Below are 17,128 nucleotides of genomic sequence, written 5' to 3'. Positions count from 1 at the left end.
AGCGCAATTCGACGAGGCGGGGGTGCTGCTCAGCCCACGATGTGCATCGCGCGGGCTGCATCCGTGATGCTGCCGGAGAGGGAGGGGAAGACCGCGTAGGCGCGGGCGACCTGGTCGACCGTGAGCCGGTGCTCGACGGCGAGCGCGAGCGGGAAGATCAACTCGCTCGCGCGCGGGGCGACGATCACGCCGCCGATCACCGTGCCCGAACCGGTGCGGGCGAAGATCTTCACGAAGCCGTCCTTGATGTTCTGCATCTTGGCCCGGGCGTTGACCGAAAGGGGCAGCTTGTAGATCTCGCCCTGGGCGAGGCCGTCCTCGATCTGCTTCTGGTTCCAGCCCACCGTGGCGATCTCGGGCTGGGTGAAGATGTTGGAGGTGACGTTGCGCAGCTCGATCGGGTTGACCGCGTCGCCCATCGCGTGGAACACCGCGGTGCGCCCCTGCATGAACGCGACCGAGGCGAGCGGCAGCACGTCGGAGCAGTCGCCGGCGGCGTAGATGTTCGGCACCGAGGTGCGGGCGACCCGGTTGACGCGGATGTGCCCGGACTCGGTCAGCTGCACGCCGGCCTCCTCCAGGCCGATGCCCTGCGTGTTCGGGACGGAGCCGACCGCCATGAGGCAGTGCGAGCCCTCGATCTCGCGGCCGTCGGAGAGGCGCACCCGCACGCCGTCGTCGGTGCGCTCCACCGAGGCGGCGCGCGACTTCGACAAGAGCGTCATGCCGCCACGGGTGAACACCTTCTCGAGGATCGCCGCCGCGTCGGAGTCCTCGCCGGGCAGCACCTGGTCGCGGCTCGAGACGAGGGTGACCTTGGCGCCCAGGTTCATGTAGGCGGAGGCGAACTCGGCGCCGGTGACGCCCGAGCCGACGACGATGAGGTGCTCGGGCAGGTCCTGCAGGGTGTACAGCTGGGTCCAGGTGAGGATGCGCTCCCCGTCGGGCTTCGCCGACGGCAGCTCGCGGGGGCTCGCGCCGGTCGAGATCACGATCGTGTCGGCCTCGATGCGGTCGAAATCGGTGCCGTGGCCGCCTCCGGCGGTCGAGACGACGACCGCGTTCTCGCCGTCGAGGCGGCCCACCCCGTCGATGATCTTCACCCCGGCGCGCACCAGTTCGGCGCGCATGTCCTCGCTCTGCTGCCTGGCCAGGCCGAGCACCCGCTTGTTGACCGCGGCGAGGTTGACCGCCACCTCGGGGCGGGTCGGCTTGCCGGCATCCGTTCTCGTATAGAACTGCACGCCCAGCCCGACCGCGTCGGGGATGTTGCGCGCCGCCTCGGCCGTCGCGATCAGCGTCTTCGAGGGCACCACGTCGGTGATGACCGCCGAGCCGCCGATGCCGGTGCGCTCGACGATCGTGACGTCGGCGCCGAGCTGCGCGCCCGCCAGCGCCGCCTCGTAACCCCCGGGGCCGCCGCCGATGACCGCGATGCGCTGCTTCCGCTCGAATTCGAAGGCCATGCTTGCCATCTTGCCGCACCCGGGCGGCGGGTCGCGAGGTGAGCGGATGCCTCGCGCCGGCGCCTCCCCTACGCGATCAGGACGATCTTGCCGAGCACGTGCCCCTGCTCCAGCTGCGTGAACGCGTCACGCACCCGCTCCAGCGGGTAGGTGGCGGCGATGGGCACCTCGAGCTCGCCCTCGGCCACGAGCCGGGCCAGCTCGGCGAGGTTCTCGGTCGTCGTGCCCTCCATGCTTCCGACGGTCTTCGCGCCCACCTCGCCGGCCGCTTGGAAGGAGGTGATCGAGTCGATGCGCTCGGGGGCGACGCCGAGGTCGATCGCGAGGCGCACGTACTCGGGGCCGTGCAGGTCGAGCACCGCGTCGACGCCGTCGGGTGCGGCCCGGCGCACCCGGGACGCGAGGTCGTCGCCGTAGGGCACGAGCGTCGCCCCGTGGCCGGCGAGCCACTGCGCGTGCCGCTCCGAGGCGACCGCCAGGACCCGGGCGCCGGCCCGGGCGAGCAGCTGCACGGCGAAGACGCCGACCCCGCCGGTGGCGCCGGCGACGAGCACCGTCTCCCCCGGCTGCACGCGGATGGCGTCGACGGCGGCGACCGCCGTCACGCCCGCGACCGAGAGCGTGGCCGCCGCCTCCCACGGCACCTGCCCGGGCTTCGGAACCAGCTGGTCCGCGGGCACGAGCACCTGCTCGGCATGGCTGGAGCGCGCCCACGACCAGCCGATGACCTCGTCGCCGGGCGTCCAGCGCGTCACGTCGGGGCCGACCGCATGCACGACGCCCGCGAAGTCCGTGCCTTCGCCGCAGGGCAGCTCGGTCTTGAACCGCTGCTCCAACCGCCCTTCGCGGATGCTCGCCTCGCCGGGGTTGATCGCCGCCGCCCGCACCTCGACGACCACCTCGCCGGCGCCGGGCGCCGGGATCTCGATGTCGTCGATGCGCAGCACCTCGACGCCGCCGAACTCGTGGAATCGCACTGCCTTGGTCATCTGGCCTCCTGTCGCCGCTCGCCTCACCCGGTACCAGCTTCCGGGCCGGTCGATGCATTCCCGTCGGCGCCCTGGCCGCGCCCGTGGCGGCACCGGTCCCCTCGCCCGGTGCCCGAATAGACTCGCCGCATGGCCTTCAGCTCCGCCCTCGACGATCCCGAAACCGACCCCTTCGACATCGCCCGCGAGGCGGCGGCGCAGATCGCCGAGCGGACCGGTGTCGACCATCACGACATCGCCCTCACCCTGGGCAGCGGCTGGGGCAGGGCCGCCGAGCTGATCGGCGAGACCACGCACACCATCACCGCGACCGACATCGTCGGCTTCCGCGCCCCGAGCCTCACCGGGCACCTGGGCACCCTCCGCTCGATCCTGCTGCCCAGCGGCAAGCGCGCCCTCGTGATCGGCGCCCGCACGCACTACTACGAGGGGCACGGGGTGCGCGCGGTCGCCCACTCGGTGCGCACGGCGGCGGCCACCGGCGCGAAGATCATGGTGCTCACCAACGGCGCCGGCGGCATCAAGCCGCACTGGAAGCCCGGGCAGCCGGTGCTGATCAGCGACCACATCAACCTGACCGCGAACTCGCCGCTCGAGGGCGGCACCTTCATCGACCTGACCGACCTGTACTCGGCCCGGCTGCGGGCCCTCGCCCGCGAGGTCGACCCGAGCCTCGACGAGGGCGTGTACGTGCAGTTCCGCGGCCCGCACTACGAAACGCCGGCCGAGGTGCAGATGGCGAAGATCATCGGCGGCCACATCGTCGGCATGTCGACCACGCTCGAGGCGATCGCCGCCCGCCAGGCCGGCATGGAGATCCTCGGCCTGTCGCTGATCACGAACCTCGCCGCCGGCATCTCGCCGACGCCGCTGTCGCACACCGAGGTGCTCGAGGCGGGGCGGGCGGCCGAGCCGGTGATCTCCGAGCTGCTGGCGAAGATCGTGGAGCGCCTGTGACGGCGGCGGATTTCGACGGGCTCAATCCGGCGGATTTCGACGCGGTCGAGGCTGCCCGCGCCTGGTCGGCCCAGGACCCGGACCCCGAGACGAAGGCCGAGCTCGACGGGCTGATCGCCGCCGCGGAGGCGGGCGACGCCGGCGCCCTCGCCGAGCTGCACGCCCGCTTCGACGCCCGGCTCGCGTTCGGCACGGCGGGGCTGCGCGGCGAGCTGGCTGCGGGTTCCAATCGGATGAACCGGGTGCTCGTCGCCCAGGCGGCGGCGGGGCTGGCCGCCTATCTCCGGCGGAGGTTCGGCGACGAGGCATCCGTCGTCATCGGCTACGACGGGCGCAAGAACTCGCGCGTGTTCGCCGAGGACTCGGCCGAGCTGTTCGCCGGCGCCGGCGTGCGCACCGTGCTGCTGCCGCGCCTGCTGCCGACGCCGGTGCTCGCCTTCGCGGTGCGGCACCTCGGCACCTCGGCCGGCGTCATGGTGACCGCCTCGCACAACCCCGCCCGCGACAACGGGTACAAGGTCTACCTCGGCGGAGGCGACGAGGGGTCCCAGATCGTGCCGCCCGTGGACGCGGAGATCGCGGCGCACATCGACGCCGTCGCGGCGGCCGGGCCGATCACCGCGCTGCCGCGGTCGGCTGCCTATGAGACCGCTGACGAGTCGCTCGTGTACGCCTACGTCGCCCGCACGGCGGCGGTCGCGGGCGAGCTTCCCGACGGCGTCGAGCTCGACGTGGTCTACACCGCGATGCACGGCGTGGGGTGGGACACCGCCTCGCGGGTGTTCCAGGCGGCGGGCCTGCCGGCGCCGCTCAGCGTCGCCGCGCAGCAGGAGCCCGACCCCGCGTTCCCGACCGTGGCGTTCCCGAACCCGGAGGAGCCGGGCGCGCTCGACCTCGCCGTGGCGACGGCCCGCGAATCCGGCGCCGAGCTGATCGTCGCGAACGACCCCGACGCCGACCGGCTCGCGATCGCCGTGCCCGACCCCGATGCGGACGGCGGCTGGCGTCGCCTCAGCGGCAACGAGGTCGGCCTGCTGCTCGGCTGGGCCGCCGCCGAAGAGGAAGCCGGCCGGCCCGGCGGTGCTGACCGCGGCACGGCGGTGCTCGGCGCGTCGATCGTCTCCTCCCCCGGGCTGCGCGCGATCGCCGAGCACTTCGGGCTCGGTTTCGCCGAGACGCTGACCGGGTTCAAGTGGATCTCGCGCGTGCCCGGGCTCGTGTTCGGCTACGAGGAGGCGCTCGGCTACCTCGTGAACCCCGAGACGGTGCGCGACAAGGACGGCATCTCGGCCGCCGCCCGCCTGCTCGCGCTCGCGCTGCGCTGGAAGGCGTCCGGACGCACCCTCGCCGAGCAGCTCGAGCAGATCGCGGGCGAGATCGGCTGGTACGCCAGCGGGCAGATCTCCCTGCGCGTCACCGACCTGGCCGAGCGCGGGCGCATCCTCGACCGGCTGCGCGCCGAACCCCCGCGCGAGCTCGGCGGAGTGGCGGTGACCGGGTTCGACGATCTGCTGCGCGGCGCGGGCGCGCTGCCACCCGACAACGTGCTGCGGCTCACCCTCGCCGACGGCTCGCGGGTGATGCTGCGCCCGAGCGGCACCGAGCCGAAACTGAAGGTCTACCTCGACGCGCGCGGCACGTCGCGAGCGGATGCGGAGGCGAAGGTCTCCGCGCTCGATGGGGCGCTGCGGGCGATGCTCGGGGCGTAGCGGCGCTGCGGGAGGGCGGCGGTGCGAGGCATCCGTCTCACCGTCGCGGCCGCGCCGCGCCCGCTCAGCCGAGCGCGTCTTCGAGCTTGCGCTCGATCTCGCCCACGTCGAAGTAGTTGTCGATCACGACGACGTCGGCGTTGGTCTTGCCGATGCTCTCGACGAGCTCGGGCGAGGTGAGGATGACCTGCGCGTTGGCGGCCGCCGTGCCGACCGAGGCGACGTCGGAGGCGGACACCGAGGCCCGGATGCCGAGCCGGTCGAGGGCGCGTTCGGCGTTGACCTTGAGGATGGCGGACGTTCCCACGCCCTGACCGCAGATGGCGACGATGCGCTTCACGTCAGGCGCCTTTCCGGAAGATGCGGCGCACCTCGTCGGCGCTCGTCGCGGAGGCGAGCGCCGGGATGGCCGCGGGGTCGTTGAAGATGTTGGCGAGCTCGGCCACGTGGGAGACGTGCGCGTCCGCGCCGCGCACGGCGAGACCCACGACCACCGAGACCGGGTCGTTGTGCGGATGCCCGAACCGCACCGGCTCGGCGAGCGTCACCACCGCCAGGCCGTCGGCCTTCACGTCGCGCCCGGGGCGCGCGTGGGCGAGGGCGAGACCGGGGGCGATCACGATGTAGGCGCCGAACTCGTCGACGACGTTGATCATCCGCTCGGTGTACATGGGGCTCACGGCCCCGGAGCGGACGAGCGCCTCGCCGGCGAGCCGCACCGCAGCCCGCCAGTCGGCGGCGTGCGCCCCGAGCTCGACGGCGGCGTCGGGGGGCTCGGGCAGGGGCATGCTCCTCAGTTTACCGGCGCGGCCGACGAGTTCTACACCGCGTCGAAGCCGAGGGCGATGCGGTCGACGAGCTCCTCCCGGTCCTCCAGCGGCAGGAACGCGGCCGCGGCGGCGTTCAGCTGGAACGTCTCGAGATCCTGCAGGTCGTAGCCGAAGGTGTCGGTCAGCAGCGAGAGCTCGCGGCTGAGCGAGGTGCCGCTCATCAGCCGGTTGTCGACGTTGACGGTGACGCGGAAGCCGAGCTGGTAGAGCAGGTCGAACGGATGCTCCGCGATGGTCTCGCCCCAGCGGGCGATCGCGCCCGTCTGCAGGTTCGAGCTGGGGCTCGTCTCGAGGGCGATCTCGCGGTCCTTCACCCACTGGCTGAGCAGGCCGAGGGAGACGTAGGTGTTGTCGTCGTCCTGCCGCTCGACGACGAAGTCCTCGGCGAGGCGCACCCCGTGGCCGAGGCGCAGAGCGCGGCCGTCGAACAGGGCGGAGCGGATGGAGTCGAGGCCGTCGGCCTCGCCCGCGTGCACGGTCACCGGCAGGTACTCGCCGGCGAGGTAGTCGAACGCGGCCCGCATCGTCGAGGCGGGGAAGCCCGCCTCGGGGCCGGCGACGTCGAATCCGACCACGCCCGCGTCCCGGTGGCGCACAGCCAGCTGCGCGATCTCCATGGTCTGGGCCGGGTTGTGCCGCAGGCTCGTGATCAGCTGGCCGACACGGATGAACCCGCCGGCAGCCTCGACCGCGGCGACGGCCTGGTCGATGCCCGCCTGCACCGCCTCGACGGCCTGGTCGAGGGTGAGCCCGCGGGTGAGGTGCTGCTCGGGCGCCCAGCGGATCTCCCCGTAGATGACGCCGTCGGCGTGCAGATCCTCCACGAACTCGCGGGCGACGCGGGTGAGCTGGTCGGCGGTCTGCATCACGGCGACGGTGACGTCGAAGGTCTTCAGGTACTCGACGAGGCTGCCGGCGTTGGACTGCCGCGCGAACCAGGAGCCGAGGCGCGCCGCATCCGTCTCGGGCAGCTCGACGCCCGCCTCGTCGGCGAGCTCGACGATGGTCTGCGGGCGCAGGCCGCCGTCGAGATGGTCGTGCAGGCTGATCTTCGGCAGGGCGTTGATGCTGACGCCGGACAGCAGGTACTCCCGATCAGGTGCGCTCATGCGCCTCAGGCTAGCGGGCGCCGGGGGGGGCGGGCGGTGGTTCGTCGCTTTGTGTTGGTGGCGCCCGGGGCTCCGGCGCCCGGTTCCGTCATTCGTCACTTCTTGTCCATCCGTGCTGTTGCCGAGACGATTCGTGACGAGTCGGCGAAACGCCCGCCGGTGATTCGTCGAAATGACCCCGTCGTTCGGCGCGTGCGCGCACTTTGTGACGAACGGATGCCTGCGTGCCATGCCGGCCCACGACCGCCGCCTCTTCCCCCGCACAGCAAGGTTCTGAGGCGATCCGTCCACATTTGGACGAATCGAGCCAGGGACCCCGGCAGCCCAGCCGCCAAGATCCCTGCCCATGAGCAGATCCCCCTTGCCTGATGGCTTCCGGCAGCACGACTTCTCAGTCTCCGCAGCGCTCGACGCGGGAATCAGCCGCGGCCGCCTGCGCGGCGCCGACCTGCGTCGCACCTTCCACGGCGCCCGCAGCACTGTTCCGCTGCCCCCAGCCGAGTCCGAGCCCTCGCGCGCGGCGGCGCTCAGGCGTCTTCGCGAATATCGGCCGCTACTGCGCGAGGGCCAGTTCTTCAGCGACGTGTCCGCCGCCGTGCTCTGGGGGCTGCCCCTGCCGTGGCACCTGTACGCGGAGCCTCCGCATGTGGCGACCACCTGGCCGGCGCGTGCACCGCGAGTGGGCGGCACGATCGGCCATGCCTATCAGCAACCTCGCACGCTCCGCCGAGGCGACTGGGTGCTGCAATCACCCGCCGACGCGTGGTGCGGCCTCGCACCTCATCTCACGGTGGACGAGTTGGTGGCCGCCGGCGACGCGCTCTTCTGGCGGCAACGGAAGCTGACCACAAGGGCGCGCCTGGGCGCGGCCATCCGGCGGTTCGGAGGGCGACGCGGTGCCGTGAAGCTTCGCGCCGCGTTCGCGCTCATCCGTGAAAACGCGGAGTCCGCGAAAGAGACCGAATGGAGGCTCGCCATCATGCGGGCCGGGTTCCCCGAGCCGGAGATCAACTACCCGCTCTACGACTCCGATGGGAAGCTGATCGCGGTCTTCGACCTCGCTTACCCGCTGTGGGTGACCGGGATCGACTACGAAGGCCAGCACCACGCCGCGAATGCGGAACAGTTCGCTCACGACATTCGGCGCTACAACGCGATCCGCCGGGCGGGCTGGGCGGACATCCGGATCGCCGCGAGGTCCACTCGCGCCGAGATCCTGGACGATCTCGAGGCGGAGCTGCGGAGGCACGGGTGGCGACCGGATGCGCCATCCGTTGCCTTGATCGATTCGTCACTTTCAGCGCGCCGGGCGCCCGCGCCCAGCCGATTTCGACGAATCGGCACGATGCCCTCAGCCGATTCGTCGGATCTGGCGCGCCCGCCCGCTCGTAAGCGCGAAAAGTGACGAATGACAGCAGACAGTCGGGCGGGGCGCACCCCGACCGATCCCAGAGAGGGCCACTACGCCGTGATGCGCTCCACCACCAGCGGGGCGGCGGACGGCGCGGCCGACGCTTCGCCGATCTCCCACGCACCGTCGAGCGCCTCCAGGGCGCGGTCGAACCGGGCCGGGTCGTCGGCCGCGAGGGTGAACAGCGGCTGCCCGACGGTCACGGCGTCGCCGGGTTTGACGTGCAGTTCGATTCCGGCGGCGTGCACCACCGGGTCCTCCTGCCGCGCGCGCCCCGCGCCGAGACGCCAGGCGGCGATGCCGAAGGCGAGGGCGTCCTCGCGCAGCACGACTCCGGAGGCGGGCGCCTGCACGGTGTGCGTCTCCCGCGGCTCGGGCAGCGGGGCGTCGGGGTCCCCGCCCTGCGCGACGACGAATGCGCGCCACCGGTCCATCGCCCGCCCGTCGGCAAGCGCCGCCTCGACGTCGGCGTCGGGGCGTCCGGCGAGGCGCAGCATCTCCCGCGCGAGATCGATCGTGAGCGCGACGACATCCGACGGCCCGCCGCCTGAGAGCACCTCGAGCGCCTCGCGCACCTCGTTGGCGTTGCCGATCGCCCGCCCCAGCGGCGTGTTCATGTCGGTGAGCAGCGCCGAGGTCGCCACCCCGGCGTCGGTTCCGAGCTCGACCATGGTCTGCGCGAGCTCGCGCGCCCGGTCGAGATCGTGCATGAACGCGCCGGAGCCGAACTTCACGTCGAGCACGAGCGCGCCGGTGCCCTCGGCGATCTTCTTGCTCATGATCGACGAGGCGATCAGCGGGATCGCCTCGACCGTGCCGGTCGTGTCGCGCAGCGCGTAGAGCTTCTTGTCCGCAGGTGCGAGCCCGGGGCCGGCGGCGCAGATCACCCCGCCCACGTCTCCGGCCAGCTGGGCGAAGATCTCCTCGTTCGACAGGGTCGCCCGCCACCCCGGAATCGACTCGAGCTTGTCGAGCGTGCCGCCGGTGTGCCCGAGCCCCCGCCCCGACAGCTGCGGCACCGCCACGCCGAACGAGGCGACCAGCGGCATCAGCGGCAGCGTGATCTTGTCGCCCACGCCCCCGGTCGAGTGCTTGTCGACCGTCGGCTTGCCGAGCGCCGAGAAGTCGAGCCGCTCGCCGGAGGCGACCATCGCGAGCGTCAGGTCGCGGATCTCCTCACGCGTCATCCCGTTCAGCAGGATGGCCATCGCCAGCGCCGACATCTGCGCGTCGGCGACGTAACCTCGCGTGTACGCGTCGACGAGCCACCGGATCTGCGGCGTCGACAGCGCGCCCCCGTCGCGCTTGGCACGGATCAGGTCGACGGCGTCGAACGGCTCGATGCTCACGGCGGGCCTTTCGTTCAAGTTGACGGGGACAAGTAGACGGGGACGAAGCGAGCGGATGCGCCGTGCGCGGCGATCGAATGAAGCGGATGCCGCGGCCGCGTCAGCGCCCCGCGTACTCCTCCAGCTGCCTCGGGCCGAACGCGTCGGGCAGCACCTCGTCGATGGTCTTGACCCCCGAGACGGTCTCGAGCAGCATGCCCGCGGCGGAGTGCTCGTAGAGCAGCTGCCGGCAGCGGCCGCACGGCATCAGCACGCCGCCGTCGCCGTCGACGCAGGTGAAGGCGACGAGCCGGCCGCCGCCCGACATGATCAAGTCGGAGATCAGCGAGCACTCGGCGCACAGCGTGACCCCGTAGGACGCGTTCTCGATGTTCGCGCCCTTCACGACGCGGCCGTCGTCGGCGATCGCGGCCGCACCCACAGGGAAGTTCGAGTACGGCGAGTAGGAACGGCGCATCGCATCCGTTGCGGCCGCGCGCAGCGCGTCCCAGTCGATCTCGGGCTCTTCCGGCATCGTGCTCAGCCTTTCACGTACGGCACGCCGTCGGCGGCGGGTGCCCGGGATTTCCCGACCAGGCCGGCCACGGCGAAGATCGTGACCAGGTACGGCAGCATCAGCAGGAACTCGCTCGGCACGGGCGAGCCGATGATGCCGAGCGTGTTCTGCAGGTTCGACGCGAAGCCGAACAGCAGGGCCGCGAGGGTGGCGCGGATCGGATCCCAGCGGCCGAAGATGACGGCGGCGAGCGCGATGTAGCCCTGCCCGGCGGTCATCTCCTTGGTGAAGATGCCGACGGAGCCGAGCGTGAAGAACGCGCCGCCGAGGCCGGCGACCGCGCCGGCCAGCGAGACGTTCCAGAACCGGGTCCCGTTCACGTTGATGCCCACCGTGTCGGCCGCCTGGGGGTGCTCGCCCACGGCGCGCACCCGCAGCCCCCACCGGGTGTGGAACAGGCCGTACCAGACCGCGGCGACCGCCACGTAGGCGATGTACACGATGATGCTGTGGTCGAACAGCACCGGCCCGATGACCGGGATCTGGGCGAGGCCCGGAATGGGCAGGTCGGGCAGCGTCATGCGGCGGTTCAGGTGCTCGGGGTCGGCGGCGAGCACCTTGGAGTAGCCGAAGTTGGTGAGGCCGGTGACGAGCACGTTGATGACGACGCCGACGATCACCTGATCGACGAGGTACTTGATGGCGAACGCGGCGAGGATGAACGCGACCAGCACTCCGGCGGCCGCGGCGGCCACCAGGCCGGCGGTCATGCTGCCGGTCGAGGAGGCGACCAGCGCCGAGCAGAACGCGCCGGCCAGCAGCTGGCCCTCGATGGCCACGTTCACGACGCCGGCGCGCTCGCCGATCACGCCGCCGAGGGCGCCGAACACCAGCGGCACCGACAGGGTGACCGCGCCCAGCAGCAGCGAGGTGAACGGCAGCGGGCGGTCGCCCTCGGCCGCCCAGTCGAGGAACCCGACCAGGAACACGACGGCGAACACGGCGGCGAACCATCCGGGCACCCGGCCGCGGGCGGCGACGTACCACCAGGATGCGGCGGCCATCAGCACCGCGACGATCGCCAGCGCGATGCTCACCGGGGCGGACGGCACGGTCAGGTCGGGCAGCTTGATCGCGTCGACGCTCTGGGTGAAGCGGAACGTCGTGTGGCCGGATCGGGCGAACGCGATGAACAGCACGACGGCGCCGAGGGCGAAGACGGACAGCGCGATGGGCACCTTCCAGCTGCGCACCTCGACCTTCTCGAGGACGATGGGCGAGGGGTCGGGCAGGTGCGGGGTCTCGGTCGCGGCGGTCACTGGCCGTGAGCCTCCTTCACAGCGGGGCGGCGGCGCGCCTTCGGCGCCGTGCCCGGGGTCGGCAGCCGGAAGATCGCGCGCACCAGCGGCGGTGCCGCGATGAACAGCACGATGATCGACTGCACGATCAGCACGATGTCGACGGGCACGTCGTTCGCGGCCTGCATCAGGTATCCGCCCGACTTGAGCGCGCCGAACAGCAGCCCGGCCGCGAACACGCCGGCCGGGCGGGAGCGGCCGAGCAGGGCGACCGTGATGGCGTCGAAGCCGAGGCCGGCGTCGAAGCCCGACGAGAAGCCGCCGGGCGCGGCGGCCAGCACCTGGTTCACGCCGGCGAGCCCGACGAATCCCCCGGCGATCGCCATGCCGTACACGTACATGCGCTCCACGCCGATGCCGGCGGTGCGGGCGGCGCTCGGGTTCTCGCCGACCGCGCGGAAGCGGAAGCCGAGGCTCGATCGGCTCATCAGCCACCAGTAGGCGAACGCCGCCGCCACGGCCAGCACGAACGCCCAGGTGACCGTGTAGCGGACGCCGAACAGTCCCGGCAGCTGCGCCGCGGCGGGGATCGCCGGCGACTTGGGGTTGTTGGTGCCCGGTGCCTGCAGCGCCCCCGGCGTGCGCAGCAGGAAGGAGATCAGCTCGAACGCGACGTAGTTGAGCATGATCGTCACGATCACCTCGTGCGCGCCGGTGCGGGCCTTGAGCCAGCCGACGATGCCGGCCCACACCGCGCCGCCGACGATGCCGGCGAGCACCGCCACGATCAGTCCGAGCGGGAACGGCATCGGGAAGGACCAGGCGACCCAGCCGGCGAACGCGCCGGCGATGAGGATCTGCCCCTGCCCGCCGATGTTGAACAGGCCGATGCGGAACGCGAGGGCGATGCCGAGGCCGCCGAAGATCAGCGGGGTCGCCGCCGACAGGGTGTTCATCAGCGGCTGGATGCCGCTGGCGAAGTCGGTCTTCCCGGTGTTGTAGATCGCGCCCTGGAAGAGCGAGGTGTAGGCGCCGCCGACGGCGTTCCAGATCGCCTGGAAGGTGTCGGAGGGCCGGGCGAAGAAGTAGCCGGACGCCTGCTGCACGGCCGGGTCGGTCACCGCGATCAGCACCGCGCCGACGACGAGCGCGATCAGCACCGCGAGCACCGAGATGACGAGGCTTCCGCCCATGATCTCGCGCAGCAGGTTCTGGCCGCGGCCCGGTTCGGCAGGGGCGGGCACGGATGCCTCGGGCGTGCGCTCCTCGGGCGTGCGCGCTTCGGTCGCCTCGCTCATGCCGCCTCTCCCGCCGTCTCGGGCGCCTCGCCCGCCATCATCAGACCCAGCACGTCACGCGGGGTGTCGCCGGGCACGATGCCGACGATGCCGCCGCGATACATGACCGCGATCCGGTCGGCGAGCGCGACGACCTCGTCGAGCTCGGTAGAGACGACGATGACGGGGATGCCCTCGTCGCGGGCGGCCACGATGCGCTTGTGCACGAACTCGATCGAGCCGACGTCGAGGCCGCGCGTGGGCTGTGCGGCGACGAGCAGCCGCAGCTCGCGGGAGAGCTCGCGGGCGAGCACGACCTTCTGCTGGTTACCGCCCGACAGCCGCCCGACGGGCGTGTGGATCGAGGGGGCGCGCACGTCGAACTCCTCGAGCTTCTGCTGGGCGAAGGCGTTCAGCGCCTTGCTCTGCACGTTGGCGCCCTTCACGAACGGCGCACCCGAGGAGCGGTCGAGCATGAGGTTCTCCGCGACGCTGAAGGCGCCCACCAGCCCGTCCTCGTTGCGGTCCTCCGGCACGAACCCGACACCGGCGTCGAGCACCTCGCGCACGGTGCGGCCGACCAGTTCCCGGCCGTCGAGACGGATGGACCCCTCGACGCGCGGCTGCAGCCCGAGCAGCGCCTCGGTGAGCTCGGTCTGCCCGTTGCCCTGCACGCCGGCGACGGCGAGGATCTCCCCCGCCTGCACGGTGAATCCGACGTCGTTGACGACCTTCTGCCCGAACTCGTCGATCACGGACAGCCGGTCGACGACCAGGGCGTCGCCCCGTGGCCGGGCCGGCTCCTTGTGCACGGTCAGCTCGACCGAGCGGCCGACCATGAGCGAGGCGAGCTCGGCGTTGCTCGCCGTGGGCTCGGCCTGGCCGACCACCTTGCCGAGACGGATGACCGTGATACGGTCGGCGACCTCGCGCACCTCGCGCAGCTTGTGGGTGATGAAGACGATGGCGGTGCCCTGCTCCTTGAGCTGCTTCATGATCGCCATCAGCTCGTCGGTCTCCTGCGGGGTGAGCGCCGCGGTGGGCTCGTCGAACACGAGCACCTTCGCGTCGCGGCTGAGCGCCTTGATGATCTCGACGCGCTGCTGCACGCCGACGGGCAGGTGCTCGACGACCGCGTCGGGGTCGACGTCGAAGCCGAACCGCGCCGAGATCTCGCGCACCTTCGCGCGCGCCGCGGCGAGGTCGAGCCGGCCGAGTCCCCGGGTCTGCTCGTGGCCGAGCATGACGTTCTCGGCGACCGTGAAGACGGGGATGAGCATGAAGTGCTGGTGCACCATGCCGATCCCGGCCCGCATGGCGTCGCCCGGGCCCGCGAAGTGCTGCGCCTCGCCGTCGAGCAGGATCTCGCCCTCATCGGCCTGGTACAGGCCGTAGAGCACATTCATCAGCGTCGACTTGCCCGCGCCGTTCTCACCCAGCAGGCAGTGGATCTCCCCCGGCTCGACGGTGAGCGAGATGTGGTCGTTCGCGGTGAGGCTGCCGAAGCGCTTGGTGATCCCGCGCAGCTCGAGTCTCATACGGGTCAAACTACCTTTCACACAACGGTCGAGCGAGAGACGCTCTACGAGGCGGCGACTTGCTCGCCGCCGAACGCGTCTCTCGCTCGACTCGACTGCGGTGCGGCGGCCGGGGACCGCCGCACCAGACAGACACAGTACGGTCGAGCCTTGACGACAACGACCGGCCGGGCGGCGAAACCCGCCCGGCCGGCCGTCGTTTGGGGGTCAGGACTTCGGGCTGGCGGGCGAGTCGACCTTGATCGACCCGTCGATGATGCCCTGCTTGATCTTGTCGAGCTCGCCCGACAGGCCCGGGTCCACCTTCGACTCGAAGTCGTGGAACGGGGCCAGGCCCACGCCGTCGTTCTTCAGGGTGCCGACGTACGGCGTGTTCGAGAACTTGTCTTCGGCTGCGGCCTTCACGACCGCCTCGACCGACGGCTCGATGCCCTTCTCGACCGAGGTGAGCAGGATGCTGCGCACCGACGGATCCGTGTTGTACACGTCCGCGTCGACGCCGATCAGCGCGATGTCCTTGCCCGAGTTCTTGATCGCCGTCGCGGCGGACTGGTAGATCGGGCCGCCGACCGGCATGATCACGTCGGCGTCCTGGTCGATGATGCCCTGCGCGGTGTTCTGCGCGGTGTCGTTGGCGTCGAAGCCTCCCGTGAAGGAGCCCTTCTGGCTCTCCTCGTTCCAGCCGACGACCTTGACGTCCTTGCCCTTCTGCTTGTTGTAGTAGGCGACGCCGTCGGCGAATCCGTCCATGAAGATGGTGACGGTCGGGATCTGCTGGCCGCCGAAGGTGCCGACGACGCCGGTCTTCGAGTAGCTCGCCGCGGCGTAGCCGCCGAGGAACGCCGCCTGCGCGGTGTCGAAGATGATCGGCTGCACGTTGTCGGCGGTGATCGAGTTGTCGTCGATCGTGGCGAAGTCGGTGTCGGGGTTCTGCTTCGCGGCCGCCTTGGTGGCGTCGGCGAGGTTGTAGCCCACGGTGATGATCAGATTGCAGTTCTGCGCCACCATGTTCGAGATGTTGGGCTGGTAGTCGGCGTCGGTCTTCGACTCCGCCTTCTTGTAGTCGACCCCGAGCTCCTTCGACGCCTTGACGAGGCCGTCGTAGCCCAGCTCGTTGAACGAGTGGTCGTCGAAGCCGCCGGCGTCCGAGATCATGCAGGGCACGAAGTCGCTCTTCGCCCCCGCGCTCCCGGACTCGCCCGACGTCGACGGGGCCTGACCGCAGCCGGCCAGCAGCGCGATGCTGCCCGCCGCCGCGACCGCCGCCAGAGCGGCCTTGCGTGCTGTGTTCTTCACCGTGTCCTCCATGTGATGCAAGCGTGCTCGTCGCGCGTGCGTGCGCGGGCACCGAATGACGGTATCCGACGGCGCGGAGGCGCCGGAAATCCGCGCGGAGTTCTTAATCGTGCCGTTACACCGCGCGGGCCGAACGGGGGCGGGGGATGCCTCGGCCGAGGCATCCCTCGCACGCCGTCGGCGCCCCTACAGCACGTTCGACGACCCGGTCAGCTTGAGCGCGTCGACGACCGCCTTCACCCGCTGCGCGTGCTCGGTCGTGGTCACGAGCAGGGCGTCGGGGGTGTCGACCACGACGATGTCCTTGACGCCGATCAGGCTGATCACACGGTTCGACTGGCTGACGACGATGCCGCTGGCGGCATCCGAGAGCACGCGGGCGTGCTCGCCGAGGATGGCGAGGTCGGTCTTGCGGCCGCCGGAGTTGACCTTCGCGAGCGAGGCGAAGTCGCCGACGTCGTCCCAGTCGAACAGCCCGGGAACCACGGCCATGCGCCCGTCGCCGGCAGCCGGCTCGGCGATCGCGTAGTCGATGGCGACCTTCTCGAGCTTCGGCCAGATGCGGTCGACCGCCGGGCCGCGCCGGGCGGGGTCGTCCCACGCGGCGGCGAGCTCCTGGATCTGCTCGAGCAACTGCGGACGATTGCGCTCGAGCTCGGCCAGCAGCAGGTCGGCGCGGGAGATGAACATGCTCGCGTTCCAGAGGAACCGGCCGCTGCGCACGTACTCCTTGGCCGTGTCGAGGTCGGGCTTTTCGACGAAGGAGTCGACGGCCCTGGCGCTGGGCGCGCCCTCGATGTGCAGTCGGGCGCCCTCGCGGATGTAGCCGAAGCCGACGGCCGGTTCGGTCGGCTTGATGCCGACCGTGGCGATGAATCCGGCGTCGGCGACCTGGACCGCCTCGCGGATCGCTTTCTCGAACAGGTCGAGCCGCCCGATCAGGTGGTCGGCGGCGAAGGAGCCGACGATGACTCCCGGCTCGCGCCGCTCGAGGATCGCTGCGGCCAGGCAGATCGCGACCGTCGAGTCACGGGGGTCGGCCTCGAGCACGATGTTGTGGTCTTCCAGCGCCGGCAGGTGCTCCTCGACGGCGGCGCGGTGGGCGCGGCCCGTGACGACCATGATGCGGCCGGGGCCGGTCAGCGGCAGCAGGCGATCCCAGGTGTCGCGCAGCAGGCTCTTGCCGCTGCCCGTGAGGTCGTGGAGGAACTTGGGGGCGTCCTGCCGAGACAGGGGCCAGAGGCGCGAGCCGACGCCGCCCGCCGGGATGATGGCATGGAAGCGGTCCATGGCGTCCGCGCTGCTGGTCATGGGCACAGCGTAACCGGCGGCAAAGTTACACCCGTGTGTTTTCCCGGTTCACAGCCGGTTCACCGTCGGGCCACGACGCGCTCGTACTTTTC

General features: G+C 71.3%; 15 protein-coding genes. 3 read left to right on the top strand and 12 right to left on the bottom strand.

What is annotated here, in order from left to right; translation table 11 throughout:
* Nucleotides 1-29: 29 nt before the first annotated feature.
* Nucleotides 30-1,466, bottom strand: a complete 1,437-nt coding sequence (locus H563_RS0105160; RefSeq protein WP_022881538.1) for an NAD(P)H-quinone dehydrogenase — start codon at nucleotides 1,464-1,466, stop codon at nucleotides 30-32.
* Between the two features lie 68 nt (nucleotides 1,467-1,534).
* Nucleotides 1,535-2,455, bottom strand: a complete 921-nt coding sequence (locus H563_RS0105155; RefSeq protein ID WP_022881537.1) for an NADP-dependent oxidoreductase — start codon at nucleotides 2,453-2,455, stop codon at nucleotides 1,535-1,537.
* A 129-nt stretch (nucleotides 2,456-2,584) separates the two neighbouring features.
* On the opposite strand from H563_RS0105155, the gene H563_RS0105150 reads away from it, so the two are divergent.
* Both H563_RS0105150 and H563_RS15130 read left to right on the top strand, forming a co-directional pair.
* On the top strand, nucleotides 2,585-3,412 hold the full coding sequence (locus tag H563_RS0105150; RefSeq protein WP_022881536.1) for a purine-nucleoside phosphorylase: 828 nt from the start codon (nucleotides 2,585-2,587) through the stop codon (nucleotides 3,410-3,412).
* Complete coding sequence (locus H563_RS15130) at nucleotides 3,409-5,121, top strand: phosphohexomutase domain-containing protein (protein WP_022881535.1); 1,713 nt, start codon at nucleotides 3,409-3,411, stop codon at nucleotides 5,119-5,121. Before H563_RS0105150 ends, H563_RS15130 begins: the two co-directional genes overlap by 4 nt.
* Nucleotides 5,122-5,185: 64 nt before the next feature.
* Here H563_RS15130 and H563_RS0105140 read toward each other — a convergent pair whose 3' ends face one another.
* Genes H563_RS0105140 through H563_RS0105130 form a run of 3 tightly spaced genes read right to left on the bottom strand, consistent with a single transcriptional unit; the run spans nucleotide 5,186 to nucleotide 7,060 of the window.
* Complete coding sequence (locus H563_RS0105140; protein WP_022881534.1) at nucleotides 5,186-5,461, bottom strand: PTS sugar transporter subunit IIB; 276 nt, start codon at nucleotides 5,459-5,461, stop codon at nucleotides 5,186-5,188.
* 1 nt (nucleotide 5,462) lies between these two features.
* Nucleotides 5,463-5,909 (bottom strand): PTS sugar transporter subunit IIA, encoded by a 447-nt coding sequence (locus H563_RS0105135; RefSeq protein WP_022881533.1) that lies wholly within the window; start codon nucleotides 5,907-5,909, stop codon nucleotides 5,463-5,465.
* A gap of 32 nt (nucleotides 5,910-5,941) precedes the next feature.
* Nucleotides 5,942-7,060: an adenosine deaminase gene (locus H563_RS0105130; RefSeq protein WP_022881532.1), complete on the bottom strand. Its 1,119-nt coding sequence runs from the start codon at nucleotides 7,058-7,060 to the stop codon at nucleotides 5,942-5,944.
* A gap of 361 nt (nucleotides 7,061-7,421) precedes the next feature.
* On the opposite strand from H563_RS0105130, the gene H563_RS17260 reads away from it, so the two are divergent.
* Nucleotides 7,422-8,465 (top strand): hypothetical protein, encoded by a 1,044-nt coding sequence (locus H563_RS17260; RefSeq protein ID WP_155865022.1) that lies wholly within the window; start codon nucleotides 7,422-7,424, stop codon nucleotides 8,463-8,465.
* Between the two features lie 56 nt (nucleotides 8,466-8,521).
* Here the strand turns inward: H563_RS17260 and H563_RS0105120 are convergent, their stop codons facing one another.
* The 7 genes from H563_RS0105120 to H563_RS0105090 all read right to left on the bottom strand — a co-directional run bounded on the left by H563_RS0105120 (nucleotide 8,522) and on the right by H563_RS0105090 (nucleotide 17,036).
* Complete coding sequence (locus H563_RS0105120; protein WP_022881530.1) at nucleotides 8,522-9,820, bottom strand: thymidine phosphorylase; 1,299 nt, start codon at nucleotides 9,818-9,820, stop codon at nucleotides 8,522-8,524.
* A 100-nt stretch (nucleotides 9,821-9,920) separates the two neighbouring features.
* Nucleotides 9,921-10,334, bottom strand: coding sequence for a cytidine deaminase (locus H563_RS0105115; RefSeq protein ID WP_022881529.1), 414 nt, complete (start codon nucleotides 10,332-10,334; stop codon nucleotides 9,921-9,923).
* Nucleotides 10,335-10,339: 5 nt separating this feature from the next.
* Nucleotides 10,340-11,635 carry an ABC transporter permease gene (locus H563_RS0105110; protein WP_022881528.1) on the bottom strand — a complete coding sequence of 432 codons (1,296 nt, stop codon included), beginning with the start codon at nucleotides 11,633-11,635 and terminating at the stop codon, nucleotides 10,340-10,342.
* Nucleotides 11,632-12,912 (bottom strand): ABC transporter permease, encoded by a 1,281-nt coding sequence (locus H563_RS0105105; protein WP_022881527.1) that lies wholly within the window; start codon nucleotides 12,910-12,912, stop codon nucleotides 11,632-11,634. Before H563_RS0105105 ends, H563_RS0105110 begins: the two co-directional genes overlap by 4 nt.
* The gene (locus H563_RS0105100; RefSeq protein ID WP_022881526.1) at nucleotides 12,909-14,429 is read right to left on the bottom strand and encodes an ABC transporter ATP-binding protein; all 1,521 of its coding nucleotides are present in this window, start codon (nucleotides 14,427-14,429) and stop codon (nucleotides 12,909-12,911) included. The genes H563_RS0105105 and H563_RS0105100 overlap by 4 nt, the downstream gene beginning before the upstream one ends.
* Nucleotides 14,430-14,636: 207 nt before the next feature.
* A complete protein-coding gene (locus H563_RS0105095) occupies nucleotides 14,637-15,737 on the bottom strand; it encodes a BMP family lipoprotein (RefSeq protein ID WP_022881525.1) in 1,101 nt (366 codons plus the stop codon).
* A gap of 174 nt (nucleotides 15,738-15,911) precedes the next feature.
* Nucleotides 15,912-17,036 (bottom strand): mannose-1-phosphate guanylyltransferase, encoded by a 1,125-nt coding sequence (locus tag H563_RS0105090; RefSeq protein WP_022881524.1) that lies wholly within the window; start codon nucleotides 17,034-17,036, stop codon nucleotides 15,912-15,914.
* Nucleotides 17,037-17,128: the final 92 nt, after the last annotated feature.

The sequence above is a fragment of the Gryllotalpicola ginsengisoli DSM 22003 genome (genome assembly GCF_000419445.1).
GTDB classification, from domain to species: domain Bacteria; phylum Actinomycetota; class Actinomycetes; order Actinomycetales; family Microbacteriaceae; genus Gryllotalpicola; species Gryllotalpicola ginsengisoli.
This window is presented reverse-complemented; position numbering and strand designations above follow the sequence as displayed.